This is a genomic window from Anaerobutyricum hallii DSM 3353, from assembly GCF_000173975.1.
Classification (GTDB): Bacteria; Bacillota; Clostridia; order Lachnospirales; family Lachnospiraceae; genus Anaerobutyricum; species Anaerobutyricum hallii.
The window spans coordinates 1-21,011 of sequence record NZ_ACEP01000064.1 but is presented as its reverse complement, the minus strand read 5'-3'; the positions used below and the strand labels follow the sequence as shown (position 1 = coordinate 21,011).

The window sequence follows — 21,011 nt, the reverse complement described above, 5'->3', positions numbered from 1 at the left end:
ATTTAATAGCGTATATTTATAAAGTATACAATAAGATACCCACAAACGCAACTAACAGGACTTTTGAATTATAAAAAAGATATTTAAAAAGATTTAGATATTTTCTCCTACTTCTTCCCGATATGTGGTAGAATAAAGTACGTCTTTTTTACAAAAACTAAGACGTATCATATAAATTGTGTGTCAACTACGCACAGAAAGGACCTATTATGAAGAAAAATTTTTTACTACTTTTCACTCTTTTACTACTTGCACTTGTCGGTACCGGCTGTGGTAATAAAGTTTCCGGAAGTCTTGGTAAGGATGGTGCAGAGCTGGTTGGAACCTGGAATGGTGTTGGAAATGCTTTAGGAAGAGATGACAGCTATAGTTGTGACTATCTAAGTTTTTCTATAGATAAAGAGGGAACATTTACTCTCAAAGATATTGCACAGAATAAAACCTGTCTTTCCGGAAGCCTCTCTGCTAAGTCAGAAAAGTTTTCCTTAGATACCAGAGAAGAAACCACAGCGGAACTTCCTTCTGGCTGGGACGGCCTCGGTTCTGGCAGCACACTGTCTTACGATATGCCGACAAAAAATAAGCTGGTACTTACTTATGATAATGTCAGCTACCTTTTTGAAAAGCAAAACGATTCTTCCAAACAAACTTCTAAAAACAGCTCGGCAAGCCCCCTGTTAAACCTTGCGGAGAATGATGTGTGGTACAGCAATGACGGAAGCAATGAGGATAAAACAACTTACGAATTAAGTCTTTATGATAATTATATGGAGCTTTATTCCATTGACCCTAAGGCAGCTACAGAAGGAGAAGCAACTTTTCTTACAAACTTCTTCTATTTGTCAAGCAGAGATAATGAATTTACATTCTATACCTATAAAGAGGCAAGTATGAAGCTTCCAGACTTCTTAAAAGATCTGCCAGATGGTTTTTCAAAATCTACTATTACTATGAAGGCAGAGGATGATTCCATCACTTTATCTTACAATGGAAAGAGCCTTTCTTTTTACAATAATGTAATTTATGGATTAAAGAGTGACAGTGATTCTTACAGACTTTGTGATACTTGTTTTAACTGGAAGTTTGACTCTTCCGATCACTTCAGTTATTTTACTATGAATCCTGATACAAATACTTTATATCTGTATGTAACAGACGGGGCTGAAGATGCCGATGAGCCAAAATACGTTGCCGGTGAAGTACACATCAACGAAAAGAAACATACGATTACCTATCATTTCGACAAAGATTTAAGCGAGAAATCTATTGGCACAGACAGTAATCTTTACAAAATATTTGAAAAAATGGATAAGACAAAACTTTCCTACACGTTAAAGGACAAACAGTTAACACTGAAACTTGATAAGACAACTTATAAACTTACTCTTGATGAATATTAATGGAGCTTGTATATGATTGAAGTAGAAATTAAACTGCCACTGTTTCGAAGGTCCATCACAGAACGGGCATTGACAGACTGTGGATTTAAAGCAGGGAATCTCGTTAAGGAATCCGATTTTTATTTTACCAGCGATTTTCATGACTTTATGAAAACAGACGAGGCACTCCGCATACGAACCTGCGAGAACTTTACAACCAGAGAAACAACGTCCTTTCTTACCTACAAGGGTGCAAAGCTCGACACCGTTTCCACAACAAGAAAGGAACTAGAAACCCGTATCGAAGATGCTGATATTGCAAGGGAGATTCTTATCTCCCTTGGCTACAAAAAGCTATACCCAGTGACAAAGCTTCGCCAGTACTACCACAAAGGCCGCATGACCGCCTGCGTAGACCAGGTAGAGAGTCTTGGCTCTTTCTTAGAATTAGAGATTCTTGTGGATAGTCCAGAGCAAAAAGAAAGTGCCCTGCAAAGCATTGAGGCACTTCTTCTTGATATGGGCAGCAGCCTGAAAGAAACTACACGGAAATCTTACCTGTCGATGCTTCTTTCAAAGGGTTCTCCCGATTAACAATATAAATTCCGATACATACAAGAATTAATGAGGTCAGGCCGGTTAAGGAGAACGCCTGGCCTTTTTCTTTTAATAAAAGAGCAGACAGCATGACGCCAAACACCGGATTCATAAAACCAAAGACAGCGATTCTTGACGGCGGATTGTATTTTAAAAGTAAAGACCAGAGTGTATATGCCACCGCGGAAATACAGGCCATATATAATAAAAGAAACATCGGCGCGATTCCCTCAAATTGAAGCTTACCACCCATTAATTTTCCTATAATGATAAGAACCGTTCCTCCCATCATAAACTGCCATCCACTAAGCAATACCGGATTTGCCTTCGTGGAAAACTTCTTAATAAATGCCGATGAACACGCTGCAGATACTGTAGAAATTAATATGAAAAATTCTCCATTCCAGTGGAAACTCATATCCAGCCCCGCTCCGCCAAGATTAACAAGTACAACGCCCGCAAAGCCGATAATGCAGCCAAGAATCTTCGGCCCCGTCAGCTTTTCCTGATGAAAAATGAGACTTGCAATGATAATGACAAGAAAAGAGTTTGCTCCATTAATAATCGAAGACTTTACTCCTGTTGTATGGGCAAGTCCCATATAAAAAAATACATACTGTAATATCGTCTGAAAAACAGCTAAAGTCATTGCCATCGGAATCTCTGTCTTTTTTAACTTAAAATTACCGGAAGTTCCAAGTAAAAGCACTAAAACACCGGCAAGAAAAAAGCGGCAGCCCGCAAATAACAACTGTGATGAGGCATCCGCTGATGCGATATGAAACATCTTATATCCTATTTTTATACAGGGAAATGCACTTCCCCAAAGCAGACAGCATATCATGGCTAAAAACCAGACAACAACTGTCTTTTGCATCCATTGTTCTTTCAAAACATTTCCTCCTTTTATTATATATGTACTCTCAGAACCTTTCTTGCAATTTATTTTCTACAATACCTGTTCTTTATTTATGTAGTTACTTTGCCGTTCTATTCTATACTAGTCCTGTCTCATCTGTCAAATAAGTTTTCTTTCTTGTTTTTGGAAAATTTATTTTTATGACATCGCAGAATACTTGTTCGAATTTTTGTTCTATATCCTTGCATTTGGAAAACAAATACTATACAATAGAAATATCCGAAATTTATTATATTCTATTATAAATCATATAGTGAGTTTACAAGTTTTTCTCTATACACTCTGCTATAGGTTTGCTAACAACATTATCAGAATACATTACAATCAAAAGGAGGGTCAGGATGAAGTTAATCCATACCGCCGACTGGCATCTTGGAAAAAATATTGAAGGACACAGCCGTTTAGAGGAACAACGGCTGTTTTTAAAAGATTTTATAAATATATGCGAAGAAGAACAGGCTGACATAATCATCATTGCCGGGGATATTTATGATAATTATAATCCTTCCGCCATGGCAGAACAGCTTTTTTACGATACTTTAAAACAATTATCAAGAAATGGCGATTGTATGACCGTTGTCATTGCCGGTAACCATGATAATCCAGAACGGCTGGTTGCCTCCGGACCTCTTGCCAGAGACCACGGCATCGTCATGGCAGGCACACCAAATTCCGTAATCACACCCGGTATGTATGGCAAGAATGAGATTACAGAAAGCGATGCCGGCTATATCCATGCGATTATACATGGGGAAGAAGCGGATATCCTTCTCGTTCCTTTTCCAAGTGAAAAACGGCTGAACGAAGTCTATCTTGACGAGACAGAAGAAGAAACAAAAAAAGCGGCTTCCTACAGTGAGAAAATGTCTTCTCTTTTCGGCTCATTAGCAACGCATTTTCATGAAGATTCCATCCACCTTATCGCAAGCCATCTTTTTGTCATGAACAGCGTGGAGGACGGTTCCGAGCGAAGTATCCAGCTTGGCGGAAGCTACATGGTCGGCGGTGAGATTTTCCCGGAAAATGCGGATTATATTGCTCTTGGACACGTTCATAAGCCACAGAAAGTCCCCGGCTGCCCGAAGGCAAGATACAGCGGTTCCCCTCTGCCATTTAACGTCAGGGAGACTTCTTTTGACAAGCAGGTGATTGCCGTTACACTTACCGCAGGCTCCCCTTGTACAATCCGGGAACTGCCATTGCCTGTATATAAACCAATCGAAGTGTGGCATTGTGAGAATATCGATGATGCTGTCGAACAATGCGAGGCAAATGCCGACAGAGAATGCTGGGTCTATTTAGAAGTTAAGACAGATCACTACATTCATGAAGAAGATATTAAAAAAATGAAAGCAATAAAGGCAGATATCCTCTCCATCACCCCTGTTCTTCCAGAAGATGAAAGCGAAGACTTTTCCGCCTCTGACCTAAAAGAACAGCCCTTTGACGAGCTTGTAAAGAATTTTTACCGCAAAAAATTTCACGTTGACATCGGAGAGGAAACTTTCTCTCTTTTAATGAGCATTATAGAGGAGAATTAATATGAGACCACTTCAACTAAAATTAAAAGGCATCAACAGTTACCGCGAAGAACAGGTCATTGATTTTGAAACATTAACTTCCCAGGGACTTTTCGGCATCTTTGGCCCTACCGGAAGCGGAAAGTCTACTATTTTAGATGCCATGACCCTCGCCTTATATGCCAAGCTGCCCCGTGATACGAAAAACTTTATTAATACGAACGAAACAACTGCCTCTGTCTCCTTTCTTTTTTCCATCACGACAGACCGAACAAGAAAGTATCTTGCAGAGCGTTCTTTCCGCTACCATAATAACACATACACTTCGACTGTCCGCAATACGACCGGCCGCCTGATCGTCTGCGATGGCGAAAATGAAACTGTCCTGGCTGATAAGCCTACCGAGGTAACCGCAGAATGTATCCGTTTACTCGGTCTCACCAGTGAAGATTTTATGCGCACCGTTGTTCTTCCTCAGGGACAGTTCAGCGAATTTTTACATCTTAAGAATAAAGAACGCCGCATTATGCTTCAGCGTATTTTCCATCTTGAAAAATACGGAATCGAACTCACCAGTAAAATTGGCAGAGCAAAACAAAAACAAGAACTTCTTTTAAGTAAGCTTGATGGAGAAAAAAAGAACTTTGAGGAGATTTCTTCTGTGCAGCTTTCTAAACTGCAAAAGCAGGAAAAAAGTGATACCAAACAACATTCCCGCCTTTCTAAAAAGCTTGCAAAATTAGAAAAAAGCTTTCAGAAAACAGAGGAACTGTACAATACACAACAGGAACTTCTCCCTTTAAAAAAAGCACAAAAGGAAAAAGAACTTCTGCTCCCATCCATAAAAGAAAAAGAAAATAATCTGAATATCACAAAAAAAGCAAACCAGCTGCGCCCTTTTTCTATTCAGGTTTCAAATGCACAGTCTGCTTATGACCAGGCTTGCGAAAAATTAGAAACCGTCCAGAAAGAGACTGCTTGTTTACAGTCTCACTTCGAAAAAACAGAAAAAGAATATCATGCCGCTGCTTCTGCTCAAAAAGAGGAACTTCCCTTACTTCAGGCAAGAGAACAGGTACTTCATACCGCACAGTCTGCTGCTGATACCATCCATACCTGGGAACAGACAAAAGGAAACGCCCAAAAGGAACTGCAAGAAATTTTAGCCTCTCTGGCTCCCCTAAAGGAAACGCAGGAACAACACTTTAAAAAAGAGCGACAGATTCATTCGGAAATTGTCGAATCCGAAAAATCAATCGAGGCTGACAGAATCAGCCCAGAAAGAAAACAGCTCCTTGAAAAAGGGAATGTTATGGAAGAAACCTACCGGGAAAAACGAGAGAATTACAACACCAATGCGAACGCTCTTTCCACCTTAAACACTGAAATTAAAGAAGAACATGATGCCTTTTCCATTCAGCAAAAGTCTCTGAAAAATATTTATACACAGCTCTGCCATCGGCGTTCTGCTTTAAATGAGCAACATTCTGCCGCAAAAAAAGAGTTAGGCATTATAAAGGGAAAAGAAGAACAGGCCAAACAGAAGCAAAAATCCTGGCAGCAAAACCATATGGCACAGCTTTTGCGAGAAGAATTAGAAGAAGGAGCTCTCTGTCCGGTTTGTGGAACTCCTTACAAAGAACACGTTTCACAGTCTCATATTGCCGAGAATGTAAAAACTTCTTCTGAAACTATTTCTGACGTTACTACTAAAAGAGATACTGAAGCTTTTTCAAAAAACGATTCCGAAACTATAGAAAAAAAAGAGGCTGAACTTTCTGAGATTTCTTTTAAAAATCTTGAAAAAGGACTAAAAAAATTAGAAAAGCAGCAGCAAACCCAGCAAAATCTTATTCAGCAGCTTGAGCAAGAACTTTTCTCTTTAGACACACATATTTCTAATTTAAAAGATGCTTTAGAGATTACAGATGAAGATACTATAGAAGATAATGAGACAGACCGCCACTTTACTATAAATGAAAATATATCCCAGGCTTCCCCTGTCATAGTAGAAAAACCAATTGATTATTTTTCCATTTCCAAACAGATTTCTACTTACTTACAGGCAAAGGGAGACTTGCGGCGACAAAAGGAACAATGCGAGAGACAAGCCGCTACTTTGAAAGAACAGCACTCTGCCCTGCAAAATTATGCAGAAGAGATTCTCACTCTCCGAAAAGATAATAATATCGAGAATTTTTCAAACACTTTAGAAACTCTTCGTCAGAAAGAGCAAGAACGCCAGCAGAAAGAAATAACGATCAAAGAACAAAGACAACATTTAGAAAAACTCCGTTCGGATATAAAAGTTCTTTCAGCGCAAATTGCAGGCTTAGAAAATAAGAGTTCCTCCCTCACCGCCAATATCGAAAACTGTGAAAAAGTTATCGCAGAACAAACAGAAAAGTTTCCAAAAACACTTTCTATAAATATGGATTTTGTTTCAGAAATCACAAAAAATCAACAACGTCAACAGGAAATTAACACAGCCTTAAAACACACTGAGAAAGACTATCAGCAAAGCTTAAAAGAACTACAGAAAAAGAACAAGGAACTTACTTCCTGTCAAAGTACCAGCCGTTCCTCTGAGACACACTTAAAACAGGTACAGGAACTTTATCTTACTCAGAAAAAAGAACTTGGTTTTTCCAAAACAGACCAGCCCGAGCTTTACTACATGGAAGAAAAAGAGTTAACAAAATTAGAGAAAGACATTACTTCCTATTATGATGATGTGCGGCAAAACGAGGAACGCATACGCTATCTTCAGGAGAAACTCGGAAAAAAAGAAATCGAAGAAAGTGAATGGATTCGCCAAAAAGAAGAACTGGCAGACATAAAACAGCAGATAAAAGAATTAGACTCCTCTATTCTCCTCTTAACACATCAAATTGAAACCATGACAAAAGACCTTGCCAAAAAAGAGGAATTAGAACAGAAATGGGAAACAGAATCCCACAAAAAAGATATGATAAAAGAATTAGAACAGCTTTTCAAAGGCAATGCATTTATTGAATATGTTGCACAGTCAAAACTGTCCTATATCGCCAGAGAAGCCTCTGTCATCCTATCAAAAATATCTGGCGGCAACTATGCCCTCGAAATCAATGATTCCGCAGAATTTATCATCCGGGATAATAAAAATGGAGGAGCTATCCGCCCTTCCGATACCTTGTCCGGCGGAGAGTTATTTATTACCTCCCTCTCCCTGGCACTGGCGCTCTCCTCTTCCATCCAGCTTAATGGCGCCGCTCCTCTCGAATTCTTCTTCTTAGACGAGGGATTCGGCAGCCTTGATGATGACTTGCTAGATACCGTTATGAATAGCTTAGAACGACTACAGTCCAAAAAGAGAAGTATCGGTATTATCAGCCATGTGGAGACGATACAGGCGAGAGTTCCTCTGAAACTGCTGGTGACTCCATCGGATCTGTCACAGAAAGGAAGCCAGATTCGGTTGGAATATTCTTAAAGATAGACCAAAACAGACGACCGCTGGAAGCAAAGTACCTGATTAAAGCAGAAATTTAAAAAGCCCAGCCCTCCAACACAGGAGGGCTGGGCCAAAATAAGATTCAATAAATTACTATAATCCCTTATAATATCTTCCTAAAGCATCTGCTCCGACCATTGCCGCATATACTTTATCTGGTGTAACTTCTAATGGTTCATTTCCTAAAGTATCGTCTGGGGAAGCTGCTAAGGTTGCTGCTTCCATAAGGGCATCTTTATCTGGATGTTCGATTCCTAAATCTGCGAAAGTTGTAGGAAGTCCTACGTCCATGCAGAATGTGATTACCTCATCTAATAAGTCTTCGTCTGCATTCTCTAAAACAAGCTGTGTTAAAGTACCAAAGGCAACTTTTTCACCATGATATAAATGATGACAGTCTTTAATGCAGGTAAGTCCGTTATGGATGGCATGTGCACCAGCTAATCCGCCGCTCTCAAATCCCATACCAGATAATAATGTATTGGCTTCGATTACTTTTTCTACTGCTGTTGTGCATACGCCTGCTTCTACTGCAAGTTTTGCCTTTACGCCTTCTTCAATTAACGTCTGGTAACAAACTTTTGCTAATGTAATTGCTGCGATTGTGATATGTCCGCCTGCACAGCTTGTTGCGTTACTTGCCTGACAGGCTTTTGCTTCAAAATATGTAGCAAGTGCATCGCCCATACCGGAAACTAAAAGTCTTGCAGGAGCTTTTGCGATAATATCTGTATCTACTAATACAAGATTTGGATTAGCAGGTAACCATAAGTATTCTTCAAATACACCATCATCTGTATAAACTACAGTAAGTGCAGAACAAGGAGCATCTGTTGCTGCGATAGTAGGACATACGATAACCGGACTCTCTACATAGTAAGCAACAGCTTTGGCTGTATCAAAAATCTTTCCGCCACCGACACCGATTACCAGATCGCATCCTTTTTCTTTTACGATAGCTACCAAACGGTTAATCTCGTTCTTAGAACACTCTCCATGGAATGCTTCAAAAACAAGTTCGCATCCTGTATCTTTGAAACTATCTTCAATGATTCCACCAACACGTTTCTTTCCACCTTCACTGATTAAGATAAAAGGCTTCTTTCCAAGTTTGGTAGCATACTGTGCGATGTTAGCAAGTTCGCCTTTTCCCTGCACATACTTCGATGGACTGATAATAATGTTTGCCATAAAAAAATACCTCTCTTTCTTCTAATAGAAAAAATTGCTACAAAAAACCGTCTGTAACCCTGGTTTCTTGTTGCAATTATAACAAACCTTGTTCCTAAAAGCAAGAGATTTACTATTTAATTCACCTTCTCCAGCCACAGCACAGAAGCCATTGCTCCCAATAAGGCATATTTGTGGTCTCGGAGCAAATGTTGGATGCGAGCGCATAAAGCGAACATTCAACACGCCGCGACTAAAATCACAAATATGCCTTATTGGGAGCAATGGCTTCGCCTGTAGTTTGTCTAATGAATTAAATAGTAATTAGCTTAATGCTGCAGTTACAAGAGCCATTTTGTAAACTTCCTGAGCGTTACATCCACGGCTTAAATCGTTGATCGGTGCATTAAGTCCCTGAAGAACTGGTCCGATTGCTTCGTATTCACCAAGACGTGCAGCAATCTTGTATCCGATGTTACCAGCACTGATTTCTGGGAAGATGAAAGTATTAGCCTGTCCGGCAACTGTAGAACCTGCACATTTTACTTTTGCAACTTCTGGTGCTACGGCAGCGTCAAACTGAAGTTCTCCATCGATATCTAAATCTGGAGCCATCTCTTTTACTTTCTTTGTAGCGTTGGCCATTAATGTAACCATCTCGCCTTTTCCTGAACCATATGTAGAGTAAGATAACATTGCTACCTTTGGATCAATGCCAAAGATTTTTGCTGTCTTAGCTGTCTCGATAGCGATTTCTGCTAACTCGTCTTCATTTGGAGCGATGTTGATCGCACAGTCACCCATTGCTAACTTTTTATCACCTTTTACCATGATGAAGCAGGAGCTTACAATCTTGTTGCCTGGTTTTGTCTTAATTAACTGTAATGCAGGACGTACAGTATCGGCTGTAGAGTATGTTGCTCCACCTAACAGACAATCTGCCTTGCCCATCTTTACTAACATTGTTCCAAAGTAGTTTGATTTGGAAAGGGCTTCACGAACCTGCTCTGGTGTCATCTTGCCTTTTCTTAATGTTACCATCTCATCAACCATAGCATCGATTTCTGCATACTGCTCTGGATCGATGATCTGACATTTTTCAATATTAAAACCAGCTTCTTTTGCTGCACTCTTTACTTCGTCAGCCTTTCCAAGAAGGATAACTCCAAGAATGCCTTCTGTTGTCAGTTTATCTGCTGCTTCAAGAATACGGGCATCTGTTCCCTCTGTGAAAACGATAGTACGTGCATTTGCTTTTAACTGTTCTGCTAATTTTTTAAACATCTTTTATTACCTCCTGTTATTCATCCATTTTATTAAATCCAAATAACCTAAAATAATTTAACTAAGAAAATTGTTTCTTTCTTAAATCTTTCTGATTCTTCTCTTCTTAGCTTAATTATAAATTACATATTAGATCTGCGTATGTGCTATATTCCCTGTTCTTTCGAACTTCAGCACACAGCCTTTATTGTATCGGTTTTGTTTCAGGTTTTCAAGTTATTTCGAAAGAAAATACAAAATTTTGTGCATTTTTCTCTATACATAATCGAATAGACAGGTGAATTTCAATTATTCTACAGGCCTTTTGTATTCATAGCGTAAAATTCCACCTTCAAATGTGCCATTTTCCCAATTTCCTTCTTCCACAATATTCCAGTCAGGATGTGTTTCATCTGTATATTTCTTTTGACCGTAACCTTCTATAATTCCATCCGTACCAAAAATGGCATCGCACAAAAGCTTTCCATCTTTTCCATACACTTTGTAGCGGTTCTTGTCCCACTCAAAAGCCCGAACTCCTGTTGTATAGCGGTTTCGGTATCCCGGACGGAACTTTTTACCAGTAAGCTGCTGGAACAGGCGGAGTGTATTTGGCTGAAGCAATGCTGTGTGACGAAGTCCGCCCTCACTTAACTGTTTATAATAATATGGATAAAACGGCATCATAAACTGTAAGAATGCTTTCTTTAACTGTTCTTTATCTTTTACATAACAAACAGCTTTTTCTTCTTCCTCCTTAAAGTCAATACAGGAAAAATATTCTTTCACCATTGTTCCTGTAAAAGATGGCAGTCCCTCGATAATACTTTCTTTTTCCTTATATAAAGCGGAAGACATATCTCCCAGTTTTTCAAGCCGATTCCATTCTCCTTTATTATAAGTAGCAAAAAGAGTCTGTAATTCATGATTAATATAATAATATAACTGTTCTTTTTGTCTGTTTTTTTCTTTGAAATCTACTTTTTCTTCATTTTTTACTTTCTGATTTTCAGATATTATTTTTTCTGTGTTTTCTCCTGTTCCCTTTTCCTTATCATTTTCTAAAACACTTTCTGTTTTCGCTTTCTGTTCTCTGGCTTCTGCAGACTGTGACTTATCAGCAGATTCTGCTTTTTCCTGTACTACAGCAGTTTCTTTTCCTTCGCTTCCCTTTTTCTCTTGTGTTTCGCTCTGTGCAGTATTCTTTGCACCAGACTTACCAGACATAAAAAAAGCAGCTCCGGCAACGATGATAACGATTACTACAGCTCCAATCATAAGACTCATTTCTTCTTTCCCTCTTTTCTTAATGTACTAATGGCAAATCGTAGAATAAGCCATATTATATCTATATTATACGCTTTTCACAAAAAATTCAATATTAAATGTTATATTAAATTCATAGACTGTTAAAAGGCTTTCTCTCACAAGCTACTGCTTATATAAACCAAATTAATTTTATGGAGATTCTATATGATTACTTATTTTATGCAACTTAATGTAAAGCTGCTTTTCGTTTTAATTCTGTTTGGATTTATTATGGGGCAGACCCGGCATGCTGCTATACAGAATTTTTCGAACAAAAACCGCAGCTATCTTATTCTGGATTTTTTCAATCTTGTTGGCACACCTGTCCATGAAATAGGGCATTTGCTCTTTGGACTTATATTTGGATATAAGATTGATCAAATCTGCCTTTATCGCACTACCAAAAAGGCACTGTATTCCGGAGGCACTCTTGGTTTTGTGAAAATGCATCATGAAAACCGTTCTTTTTTACAGAAGCTTCAGGGCGATTTCGGGCAGTTTTTTATCAGTATCGGCCCCTTATTATTTGGCCCATGTCTCATTTATATAATCAGCCTGTTTCTTCCAGAAAATGTTCGTACACTTCCTCTTTCTTTTCAACAGAATTGGACAATTTTCTTTAAAGCCTTGCAACAATTACAAGCTTCTGATATAATCTTTCTGTTTATATTCCTTTATATAATTATGGGAATTTCTCTAAATATGGAGTTAAGCAGACAAGATTTGCATCTTGCCTGCAAGGGCCTGCTTTTTCTTGAAGTATTTTTTCTTATTTTATCAGGTCTTTCTGTTTTATTTCACTGGAATCTGCAATATGGGATTGATATTCTTTTTCGATGGAACCTTTTGATTTCCTCCATAGGGATTATTTCTGCCCTGATTGCTAATCTGATTTCTTTAATATAAAGCACAAAATACAAATATTTTATTTCATTTAATGCAAAGGAGTATGTCTATTATGTCATTTTTTAAAAAGTACAAAAAGAAATTTGTTGCAAAGTTAAGACAGCTGCGTAAATATTATCGTTACAAAGTATATTTTCCAAAAAAATATGAATCTTACTGTAACCAGCCAGTACAGGAGAACAAAGTCCTTTTCTTAGAAATGCGTTTTACCACTCTTTCTAATTCTTTTCAATATTTATACAAAAAGTTAGAAGAATCTGGTGAATATGATTTAAAATGTTCTTACGTACAGTTTAACTTTATTCGTGGCCGTGAATTTACAAAACGTGTTGATGATATGTTACAAGAACTTGCGACAGCAAAGTATGTATTTATTGATGATGCTTCTCTCATTCTTTCTTCTATTCCATTAAGAAAAGAAACAATCGCCATCAATTTATGGCATGCATGTGGAGCCTTTAAAAAATTTGGGCGCAGTACTGCTGAATTAAAGTTCGGTTCTTCTGCCGCAACTTTAGACAAATATCCAAACTACGAAAATCTTACGCATGTAACTGTCAGCAGTCCAGAAGTCATCTGGGCATATGAAGAAGCAATGCATCTTCCAAAAGGTATTGTTAAAGCAACTGGTGTTAGCCGTACAGACCTCTTTTATGACAGTGAATTTGTAGAAAGCCGCAGACAGAAATTATATGAAATTATGCCAGAAGCAAAAGACAAAAAAGTTATTCTCTATGCTCCTACTTTCCGTGGTCATGTTGCTACTGCCAAATCTCCAGATAAAATTGATTTTGAACGTTTTTATCAGGAACTTGGCGATGAATATGTCATTGTCTGCAAGCACCACCCATTTGTTAAGAAACCACCGGTAATTCCAGAAGAATTACAGCATTTTGCAAGAGATTTAACGAAAGACCTTTCTATCGAAGATTTACTTTGTAGCGCAGATATCTGTATCTCCGATTACTCTTCACTGGTATTTGAATACTCCCTGTTCGAAAAACCAATGATCTTCTACGCTTATGATTACGATAATTACTGTGACTGGAGAGGTTTCTACTATGATTACTCTGAATTTACTCCTGGTCCGGTTGTTCAGACAGAAGATGAACTTTTAGACAGTATTAAAAATATTGATACTCAATTTGATAAACAGAGAGTTATTGACTTCAAAGAAAAATTCATGGGAAGCTGCGATGGACATGCAACGGAGAGGATTATTGAATTGATGAAGGAAAGTTAGTAACAGCTTTTTAATTGATAGACAGACGAAAACCGAAGCCCGATAGGATTACAAATGTGACTTTAGTCGCGGCGGTTTGAATGCTCGCTTATGCGCTCGCATTCAAACCTTGCTCCGAGGTCACATTTGTAATCCTATCGGGCTTCGATTTTCTGGTTGTTGGTAATTTTAGAATTGCTGTTACTGTTTTTCGCTTTTCTCGATTTTTATCAATTCAATAATGGAGGAGATTTGATGATGTGGATAATCCTCAAATTCTCCAACAAGCGATTTGATGATTTTCATCTAATGTTTTTAATTCTGGTTTTTCTTTTTGACATTTTTCCATGCAGAACGCACAACGGTTCTGAAATGGACAGCCTTGTAATTCTCCTGTTGGCATAGAAGCTTCTCCCTCTAACGGAGTAATCAGCTTGTTAAAGTCCATATGAAGATCAAAAACGGACTGTAGTAAGGCTTTTGTGTATGGATGCAAGGCTCCTCTGGCAACTTCTTCTCCCGGAAGGATTTCTACGATATTTCCCATGTACATGACTGCTATCTGATGTGCTATACTTGATATCATGGCAAGATCATGACAGATAAATCCAATTGCTATATTTTTTTCTTTTTGCAGCTTTACGAGAAGCTCCAGAATAGCTTTTTGGATAGAAACATCCAGTGCAGATGTGGATTCATCACAGAAAATGATTTCCGGTTCTAAGGCAATTGCTCTGGCGATTCCTACTCTCTGCCTCTGGCCTCCACTCATGTTATGAGGATAACGGTCAGCAAAGTCTCCTGGCAATTCTACCATTTCAAGATATTTTCTTGCAACGGCATCTTTTTCTTTCTTTTTAATTAGCCCGAAATTCATGAGGGGTTCACAGATAATATCGCCCACTTTCATCTTTGGGTTAAAGGAAGTAGACGGATTCTGGAAGACCATCTGTACATTTCTTCTGTTTTTCCGAAGTTCTTCCCCTTTCATCTTTGTAATATCTTTTCCCTTGAAAAGGATTTCTCCGGAAGTTGGCTGTTCAAGCTGTACCATCATACGCATAAATGTAGACTTTCCACAGCCACTCTCTCCTACGATTCCGAGTGTCTGTCCTTTATAAAACTTTAAACTGACATCATCATTTGCAATAAGTTCTTTTCCTTTGGTAAGAGGGAACTTCTTTGTCACATGTTTTGCTTCTAAAATAAGCTCTTTTTCTTTAGACATATCTCTCTCCCTTTAAAGCCGGTACAGATGCAAGTAAGTTCTTAGTATATTCTGACTGTGGGTTATGTAAAATATCTTCCCTCTGGCCGGAATCAACCACTTTCCCCTGCCTCATCACAAGCAGTTTATCTGCCATATAAGCAGCAACACCGATATTATGGGTTACAACAATGATTCCTGTTCCAAAGTCATCTCTAAGTTCCATCATCTGGCGGACAATCTGTGCCTGTGTCGTTACATCAAGTGCGCTCGTTGGTTCATCTGCCAGAAGAAGTTTCGGCTGAAATGTCATCGCCATTGCAATCCCAACTCTCTGGCACATACCACCAGAAAGTTCAAATGGATAACTTTCCATAATACGCTTTCCATCTGGCAGACGCATTTTTTCTAACATTTCTACTGCCATATCAAATGCATCTTTTTTTGAGATATTTTTATGGGCACGAATATATTCCACATATTGGCTTCCTATTTTACGGATAGGGTTGATCATCGCTCCGGAATCCTGAAAAATCATGGAAATCTGTGTTCCTCTAAGTTCTCTCCACTGCTTTTTTGAATATTGAAGTAACGATTCTCCCTCAAAAAGAATATCTCCTTTTGTCACTTTTCCCCCACTGGGTAAAAGGCCTAATATAGAACGGATTACTGTAGTCTTCCCGCTTCCGCTTTCTCCGACAATACTACAGATTTCTCCGGGTTTCATCTCAAGATGAAACCCTTCAATGGTTGGTTCTGCATTACTGCTATATGCGACGGTTATATCCTGAACATCGAGCATAAAAACCTCCTATTTTGCTGGAGCAATCTCTGTTGTAAGCCAGTAGTAATCTGCTGTGTGGATGTTTGCTCCGCTCACTGTCTTATCACTGATCATAGAACTGTTATAATATCCGTGAACGATAACTGCTGCATCATTAATTAAAATCTGCTGTAACTGTTCAATGATTTTAGCACGTTTGGCTTCGTCAAATTCTGTGTCTAACTGTTCGTATAATTTATCATACTCAGCATTCTTATAGTTACAGAAGTTCGCATCAGACTTACCGTACCAGTTTGCCATATACTCTGTAGGATCACCATTACCTACTGTAATCCAGTTAGAGTCGCATAAATCGTATTCTCCGGCTACCATTTTATTCCATTCTCTGTCTGCATCCATAGAATTAATCTTTGCTTCAATTCCAATGTCCGCAAGCTGTGTCTGAATCGCCTGTGCAAAGTCAGAAAGTCTTCTGTTCTCATAAGTGATATAATTAATAGAAATCTTCTTTCCGTTCATCTCACGGATTCCGTCTCCATCTGTATCTTTATATCCTGCATCATCTAAAAGTTTTTTTGCATTATCTACATTATATGTATATGGATTTTTTAAATTGTCATAGCCATATGCAAGACTGGATGGAAGTACAGAGATACCTTCTGTATATAAACCACCTACAGTAACTTCACACATTGTCTTATGATCTAATGCCATCTGTACTGCCTGTCTTAATGTGTCATCTCCTAAAATACCTTTTTCATTAATATAAGCAAATCCAGTACGTACACCCTGTCCGATAGAAACATTAAAGTTATCATCTTTCTTTAATGTATCAAGGTCAGAAGTAGAAGTTACATTCTCTACAAGGTTAATGTCTCCGTTTTGTAATGCTAATGCTTTATTATCTTCACTTAAGAAGTCAATCTCTACATTATCATAAGGAACTTCCCCGTTCCAGTAATATTTATTCTTTACAAGAGTCGCTTTTGTCTTAGAATCAAAACTTGTTAAAGCATAAGGACCTGTACCGATTGGGTTCTCTGCCAAGTCATAATCTCCGCTCACATCAAGAATTACAAATACAGGATATGCAAGATCTTTTCTAAGGTCTGCTTTTGCCTGTTTTAATACTATTGTCAGAGTACGGGCATCATCATCTGGTGTGATAGATTCATAATCCATAAATTTAGATGGGTTAGAAGAACCTGTTTTATTGGCATAAAGAACATCCCAGCATGCTTTGATTGCAGAAGGCGTTACATCATTTCCGTTAGAGAACTTCACACCATCACGGATATGGAATACCCATGTTTTGTTATCTTCTGTGGAATATTCATCACAGATTGTATTTTCTACACTTAAATCATCTTTATATTTAAAAAGACATTCTCCAATACCATAACGGCTGCTACACCAGGCAGAGTTAATCATGTTTGCAGGATCTAAAGATTCGGAATAAGAAAAACATCCAAATTTTAATGTTTTCCCATTATCGCTGCTGCTACTCTCCTTGCTGCTTCCACCACATCCTGCAAGCATCGTAACTGCCATTACCATAGCAAGCATGATTCCTAAAAACTTTTTCATTTTTTTCATAACATATCCTTTCTTCTTTTATAATCTTATTTTTATTTTATGGTTTTTCATTTGGAATTTATAAAATAATCTAACTTTACTCAGTTATCACTATCCCAAACTTTATTAAAACCCATAATTCTTTTCTTACTATTTTTGTTATTTTTTATTATTCCTCTCTCACATCAAGGACATCTCTCAGGCTGTCACCTAACAGGTTAAAGATTACTACCACAATAAAAATAGCCAGTCCCGGATAAATCATCATCCACGGAGCATTCTGCATATATGTTCTTCCCTCATTCAGCATTAGCCCCCATTCTGCTGCCGGTGCCTTTGCACCAAATCCTAGAAATGACAGCCCGGCAAGCTCTAACATCATGCCACCGATGTCTGTAGCTGCGGTAATTACAAGCGTAGGAATTACATTTGGCAGCATATATTTTCTTAAAATATATCCTGTCTTTGAGCCTGTTACAATTGCTGCGTATACATAATCTTCATGTCGTATTTTCATGACAAGACTTCGTGCAAGACGGGCATACTTTGACCAGCTTACTATAGCAATCGCTATGACTGCATTCTTTATACTCGCTCCCATAATTCCTGCAACAGCAATGGCAAGAACCATACCGGGAAAAGAAATCATCATATCAGAAAGTCTCATGATAACTGCGTCAACCCATCCTCCAAAATATCCCGCCAGTGTTCCTAAAATTGTTCCTGCCACAAAAATAATCGCAACTAACGTCAGTGTAGCTGGAAGAGAGATTCTTGATGCATAGATTACTCTGGAAAAAATATCTCTTCCTAACTTATCTGTTCCAAACCAATGCTCACTATTCGGTGCCTGTAATGCATTTTTCAGGTCAGATACATACGGATCCTGCGGGGCGATCACTGGTGCAAAAACTGCGACAAAAATAAGGAGAATCACTAATAAAAAGAAAAAGGAAAACTGCTTATTCTTTTTTATGAAATTTAATATTTTCTGCATCACACTCACCCTCTCTCATTCCTTCGTATTCTTGGGTCTACAAAAGTATAAGACATATCTACCAGTAAATTGATTACCATGTAAATCAGCGCAACCCAAAGTACATATCCCTGAATTAAGGAATAATCATATGCCGTAATTGCCTGTACTGCCAGATTTCCAAGTCCTGGATATGTAAAAATCACTTCTACAACTGCCGTTCCTCCTAAAAGGTTACCAAGTGATAATCCAAGTAATGTAATTAATGGCAGCAGTGCATTTGGAAATACCTGCTTCCAGAGAATTTCCTGTTCGGACATTCCTCTTGCACGTGCACCTGTCACATAATCCTTATTCAATTCTTCTAACACAGCGGTTCTCACCTGTCTGGTATATTTACCTGCCATTGCAAATGCCAGTGTTATCGCAGGTAAAATGATTTTCTCAAATCCATCTCCTGTTGAAATAACAGGAAGCAGGCTAAACTTCAATGCAACAACATAAAGAAGTATGAGTCCTACCCAGAAGTTTGGAATGGATACTCCCAAGAATGTCACTCCCCTTACCAGATAATCCACCCATGTATTTTTATAAACTGCCGATAACATTCCAAGCGGAACCGCTACTAACAACATAAGGATTAACGCCGAAAAAGCTAACTTTAATGTTGGTAGCAGACGTACGGATAAAAGTTCTGCAACCGGCTTCCCATTTGAATAGGAGGTTCCAAAATCTCCATGAAGAACTTTACCAAGCCATCGCCCATATTGTACTAAAACCGGATCATTTAATCCTAATCTTTCTCTTTCTTCCTGCAGTTCTTTTTCCGTTGGAACCATGCCACTTGCCGCATATCTCGTCCGAACCGGATCACCAGGTGCAAGATACGTGAGAATAAATGTGAAAAAACTAATCCCTATCAGCACAATAACAATCTGGAGCAGTCTTCTGCCCAATTGCTTTACACTCAAACTGTTTCCTCCTTTGATTTTCTATGTATTCTCGGAATCTTTTTGTGCTTGATTTTGTGAGAAGATTTTTTGTCAGTTGTGTCCAAATTTTTGAGGCATACATGATGCGTACGTTGATGAAATTCGGGTGCAACTGGTGGAAAATCAGCCACAAAATCAAGTGCAAGAAAGACTCCAAAAGTACATTTATATGAAATTGATGTTAAAAAGTATGGATTTTAAAATAGAAAATTAATTCTTAAGGCCCCGCTGCATAGCAAATGGAGGCAGCAGACTATTATGACAATAGCACAGTTCTAGAATTTTCCAAAGAAAGAAGCATAAAATTCCAAAGATAAAAAAATATTTTACTTATTCACAAAAACTTATACGGACTGTGCAATTTTCTACGCATACTAAATAATACTTAGTAATGATACCATGTCACTTTTTTTATGTCAAAGTGTAATTTTACCTTTTTTGATGTTTATTTTGACAATTTAATGTCTTTTATCCTGTATTTTTTTGCGTCTGCATCACTTTATATTACCTATCTACCTACCAAAAATCTTTTCAATTTAAAAATCTCCCTCTACCTATCTATTTAATACCCCTGATTCAATATTGCTATATTATATTTTCTATTTTATAATAAAAAAAGATTATTCATATGGCACAGGAGGCATTGGGATTATGCAAAATAATAAAGCAAAAAACTTGAATTTCACAGAAATTTTATCTAACGAGCCGGATAATATTCTCTCTTTAGATGTTTCTTCCGTAAAAACATTACAGATTGGTTATCAGGCTGAAACGCTTTTTTTACACAAGGCAACAGATGATACCCTTACAATCAAAGAATATATTAATGGACTTACCGGCAGCGAGTATTATGCAAAAGTGACTGCAAACCGCTTTAAAACAACAATACGTTACGGTCGAAGAGAAGCCGTAAATCCCGCCACCTGTATAGAAATTTTTCTTCCAGATTCCTATAATGGAGAGTTGCTTCTCTCCTCTCAGTACGGTAACATTATGACGGATGCCGACTGGAAGGTAGAACGATTTGCCGCAGAAACAACAGAAGGTTCTATCTCTCTGAATACAATTACTGCACCTCGAATCCGACTCGTTTCTTCTACAAGCCTGATTCATATCACAAAAGCAGAGGGTTTTACAGATATCCATTCTGTTTCCGGTACAATTATTGCTGATGATATTGAAGGCGGTGCTAAATTAGCCACTTCCTCCAGTCCGATTCAGGCAACATTTACTTCTTTAAATAATATTGTAGAATGTGAAACATTAAATGGAAATATTCAGCTTCTTCTTCCTGAAAATACTGGAATGAAAATCGATGGCATCAGTAAACGAGGAAAAATCTTTTCTGACATAGAGGGTCTTTCTATCAAAGAAAAACCAGGAAATGTACAAAACATTACTGGAATCTTGGGAGAAAAACCATTCCAGAACGTGAGAATCTCAACAATCAATGGGGATATTTCCCTGAAATAGAACATATTCCATATTTGTGGTCTCGGAGCAAAGGTTAGATGTGAACAGGGAAGCGAACATTCAACCTGCAGCGACTAAAGTCACAGATATGGAGTATGTATCTTTTTGAGTTCGTCAGCTTTGCCTAGTAAATCAAATAAAAAGAGCCAATAAAGTGCAAAGCACTTTATTGGCTCTTTTTTTATATCATATACCTTCAAAACCACACACAAACTATCTTTTTCTAT

Annotated in this window: 15 protein-coding genes; 6 read left to right on the top strand and 9 right to left on the bottom strand. The window is 38.1% G+C overall.

What is annotated here, in order from left to right:
• Positions 1–209 precede the first annotated feature (209 nt).
• On the top strand, positions 210–1,400 hold the full coding sequence (locus EUBHAL_RS05655; RefSeq protein ID WP_005346230.1) for a hypothetical protein: 1,191 nt from the start codon (positions 210–212) through the stop codon (positions 1,398–1,400).
• Positions 1,401–1,412: 12 nt separating this feature from the next.
• The gene (cyaB, locus tag EUBHAL_RS05650) at positions 1,413–1,973 is read left to right on the top strand and encodes a class IV adenylate cyclase (protein WP_022170395.1); all 561 of its coding nucleotides are present in this window, start codon (positions 1,413–1,415) and stop codon (positions 1,971–1,973) included.
• Here the strand turns inward: cyaB and EUBHAL_RS05645 are convergent.
• Positions 1,921–2,868: a DMT family transporter gene (locus EUBHAL_RS05645; protein WP_242648749.1), complete on the bottom strand. Its 948-nt coding sequence runs from the start codon at positions 2,866–2,868 to the stop codon at positions 1,921–1,923. The two genes, cyaB and EUBHAL_RS05645, sit on opposite strands and share 53 nt — an antisense overlap.
• A 368-nt stretch (positions 2,869–3,236) precedes the next feature.
• Here EUBHAL_RS05645 and EUBHAL_RS05640 point away from each other — a divergent pair, with 368 nt between their 5' ends.
• Together EUBHAL_RS05640 and EUBHAL_RS05635 are read left to right on the top strand one after the other, a co-directional pair.
• A complete protein-coding gene (locus tag EUBHAL_RS05640) occupies positions 3,237–4,436 on the top strand; it encodes an exonuclease SbcCD subunit D (RefSeq protein WP_005346223.1) in 1,200 nt (399 codons plus the stop codon).
• A gap of 1 nt (position 4,437) precedes the next feature.
• The gene (locus tag EUBHAL_RS05635; RefSeq protein ID WP_005346221.1) at positions 4,438–7,887 is read left to right on the top strand and encodes an AAA family ATPase; all 3,450 of its coding nucleotides are present in this window, start codon (positions 4,438–4,440) and stop codon (positions 7,885–7,887) included.
• 114 nt (positions 7,888–8,001) lie between these two features.
• Here EUBHAL_RS05635 and EUBHAL_RS05630 read toward each other — a convergent pair whose 3' ends face one another.
• The 3 genes from EUBHAL_RS05630 to EUBHAL_RS05620 all read right to left on the bottom strand — a co-directional run bounded on the left by EUBHAL_RS05630 (position 8,002) and on the right by EUBHAL_RS05620 (position 11,628).
• Positions 8,002–9,099 carry a glycerol dehydrogenase gene (locus EUBHAL_RS05630; protein ID WP_005346218.1) on the bottom strand — a complete coding sequence of 366 codons (1,098 nt, stop codon included), beginning with the start codon at positions 9,097–9,099 and terminating at the stop codon, positions 8,002–8,004.
• 303 nt (positions 9,100–9,402) lie between these two features.
• Positions 9,403–10,362 (bottom strand): phosphate acetyltransferase, encoded by a 960-nt coding sequence (pta, locus tag EUBHAL_RS05625; RefSeq protein WP_005346216.1) that lies wholly within the window; start codon positions 10,360–10,362, stop codon positions 9,403–9,405.
• 288 nt (positions 10,363–10,650) lie between these two features.
• Positions 10,651–11,628: a hypothetical protein gene (locus tag EUBHAL_RS05620; RefSeq protein ID WP_005346214.1), complete on the bottom strand. Its 978-nt coding sequence runs from the start codon at positions 11,626–11,628 to the stop codon at positions 10,651–10,653.
• Between the two features lie 979 nt (positions 11,629–12,607).
• On the opposite strand from EUBHAL_RS05620, the gene EUBHAL_RS05610 reads away from it, so the two are divergent.
• The gene (locus EUBHAL_RS05610; RefSeq protein WP_242648748.1) at positions 12,608–13,798 is read left to right on the top strand and encodes a CDP-glycerol glycerophosphotransferase family protein; all 1,191 of its coding nucleotides are present in this window, start codon (positions 12,608–12,610) and stop codon (positions 13,796–13,798) included.
• Between the two features lie 250 nt (positions 13,799–14,048).
• On the opposite strand, the gene EUBHAL_RS05605 is transcribed toward EUBHAL_RS05610, so the two are convergent.
• From EUBHAL_RS05605 to nikB, 5 genes are all read right to left on the bottom strand, one after another.
• A complete protein-coding gene (locus EUBHAL_RS05605; protein ID WP_005346203.1) occupies positions 14,049–15,005 on the bottom strand; it encodes an ABC transporter ATP-binding protein in 957 nt (318 codons plus the stop codon).
• A complete protein-coding gene (locus EUBHAL_RS05600) occupies positions 14,998–15,786 on the bottom strand; it encodes an ABC transporter ATP-binding protein (protein ID WP_005346201.1) in 789 nt (262 codons plus the stop codon). Before EUBHAL_RS05600 ends, EUBHAL_RS05605 begins: the two co-directional genes overlap by 8 nt.
• 9 nt (positions 15,787–15,795) lie before the next feature.
• Positions 15,796–17,364 (bottom strand): ABC transporter substrate-binding protein, encoded by a 1,569-nt coding sequence (locus EUBHAL_RS05595; protein WP_005346198.1) that lies wholly within the window; start codon positions 17,362–17,364, stop codon positions 15,796–15,798.
• 148 nt (positions 17,365–17,512) lie between these two features.
• Positions 17,513–18,340 (bottom strand): nickel transporter permease, encoded by an 828-nt coding sequence (gene nikC, locus EUBHAL_RS05590; protein WP_022170021.1) that lies wholly within the window; start codon positions 18,338–18,340, stop codon positions 17,513–17,515.
• Between the two features lie 5 nt (positions 18,341–18,345).
• Positions 18,346–19,290, bottom strand: coding sequence for a nickel ABC transporter permease (gene nikB, locus EUBHAL_RS05585; protein ID WP_005346192.1), 945 nt, complete (start codon positions 19,288–19,290; stop codon positions 18,346–18,348).
• Positions 19,291–19,962: 672 nt separating this feature from the next.
• Here nikB and EUBHAL_RS05580 point away from each other — a divergent pair.
• Complete coding sequence (locus EUBHAL_RS05580) at positions 19,963–20,784, top strand: DUF4097 family beta strand repeat-containing protein (RefSeq protein WP_005346190.1); 822 nt, start codon at positions 19,963–19,965, stop codon at positions 20,782–20,784.
• Positions 20,785–21,011 lie beyond the last annotated feature (227 nt).